The sequence below is a fragment of the Psychrobacter sp. genome (genome assembly GCF_036731945.1).
Classification (GTDB): domain Bacteria; phylum Pseudomonadota; class Gammaproteobacteria; order Pseudomonadales; family Moraxellaceae; genus Psychrobacter.
This window is the reverse complement of sequence record NZ_DAINDI010000005.1, coordinates 64,413-66,197: the sequence shown is the minus strand read 5'-3', so window position 1 is coordinate 66,197 and position 1,785 is coordinate 64,413. Positions and strand designations below refer to the sequence as shown.

Annotated in this window: 3 protein-coding genes; all 3 read left to right on the top strand. The window is 39.6% G+C overall.

Annotated features, from left to right (window positions below):
• The coding region (locus tag V7D75_RS02030; protein WP_333613204.1) for a glycosyltransferase at positions 1–487 on the top strand (487 nt) is incomplete at its 5' end.
• 267 nt (positions 488–754) lie between these two features.
• Positions 755–958, top strand: a complete 204-nt coding sequence (locus tag V7D75_RS02025; protein ID WP_296194641.1) for a CsbD family protein — start codon at positions 755–757, stop codon at positions 956–958.
• A gap of 576 nt (positions 959–1,534) precedes the next feature.
• On the top strand, positions 1,535–1,785 hold a 251-nt coding region (locus tag V7D75_RS02020; protein WP_333613203.1), incomplete at its 3' end, for a hypothetical protein.

Genomic DNA, 1,785 nt, shown 5'->3' with positions numbered 1-1,785 from the left:
TGATTACCAGTGCGTGGGACAAGTGCGAGATTTGGGCATTCGTCATGCGATCACCTCTGGCGCGACTTGGCTTGCCTGTACCGACGCTGATTCGCTCGTCACGGCAGATTGGCTAACGCAGCAAATCGCTCATATTAATCATCAGCCGACTGATATGATATGCGGCGTCGTGAGCGTTGATGACTGGGCGCATTTAACGCCCCAAACACGTCAAGACTATATCGCTCACTATCAAGATAAGATGGGACATCGTCATATTCATGGAGCAAATCTGAGCTTTAGTAGTGAAGCGTATCTCGCCGTTGGTGGTTTTGCGGCCCTGCCTTGCCATGAAGATGTCGATTTGGTTAAAAAATTCGAGAAGCAAAATTTTACTATCACTTGGAGCAATCGCGTTCGGGTCATTACTAGCAGCCGATTACAAGCGCGAGCGACAGAAGGGTTTGCCGCATTTTTAGCAAACTTAGAAACCAGCAATTCACAGTAATTCATTTTAAAAAGTGCAACAGATTTTATGAAAATAGTGCATTTATGACACGGCGTATACCTTGCTAACACAATGAATCTATCGCTAAGATTTGGGTAACACTCTACACATCGGGGCTACAGACAAGGCAATTATCCATGTTTATATTAGATTTGTCAGCTAAGGATTTATGCCTGCTGATAACCCATAAGTGAGAAATATAACAAAGTAAATTGATGGGTTTTAGAAAAATCAATGCAATCTAATAATAGGAAAAGGAATACCACTATGAATGAACATACGCTAAAAGGTGATTGGAACCAACTTAAAGGCTCAGTAAAACAGAAATGGGCCGACTTGACCGATGACGATCTCACGCACATCGAAGGCAGCCGCGATAAATTGGTTGGCCGTGTCCAAGAACGTTATGGCCATAGTAAAGAAGATGCCGAACGTGAAGTTGACGATTGGCGCCGCAGTAATAACTACTAGTCTTAGATTTTAAGATTTAAACATCATTTAAGACTTATTAGTTATTAATGATAAAGCGTATTGGGCAGTCATAAACATGCCTAATGCGCTTTTATTTTTTGGAATTTATCATTCTTTAAGCAATGTATACAAGGGACTATTTATACAGGCACTGTTTATAAAAGGCGCTATGTTTTAACATTAGCGTTCTTCATTGCATAGCCTTTGCATTTCCTTCTCTGTTTTTAAATCCTTGTCATTCTCGCTGTTCCTCTTTTCTGTATCTCCTTTTTGAAATACTTAAATTAACCCAAAAATTTTGCGATTTATCTGATAACACAAACCTCGTCTAACTCGTATTAGGCGTACTGATAGGTGTGAAATATATCGCATAAATTACGTAGGATTACACTCTTAAATATTCACCAACACTTAACAATCTCAAGGTTACCGAGTTTTATATTACTATTTAACGGGTAATCAAAAACACAATAATAACTACTTCATTATAACTATTACTATGCTCATTTTTTGCATGTGTCTTTCACTCATGCTTTTTCCCTATTCTCGTCCGTCGTATGTGCCTAAGGATAAGCCATGACAATTTATAAAAAAAATCTTTTAGCTTCTGCGTCTCTCAGCTTTCAGTTAATGACACGGTCTGAGCCACCAGAATTGGTAATTGCGACTATCCAGTCTTTGCTGGCTGTTAAACAGGCGACTGATGAGATACTTATTATTGATAACAACAACACAGACACCTCACTATATCAGCCTTTGGCCGCTTTTTGCGCCAGTCTAGATCCAGCACTTAATGTCCGCTTTTATCATATTGATGCGGTAGAAGG

What these genes read in the sequence shown, in the direction of transcription:
- V7D75_RS02025 (WP_296194641.1), top strand. Translation starts at nt 755, where the DNA reads ATGAATGAACATACGCTAAAAGGTGATTGGAACCAACTTAAAGGCTCA.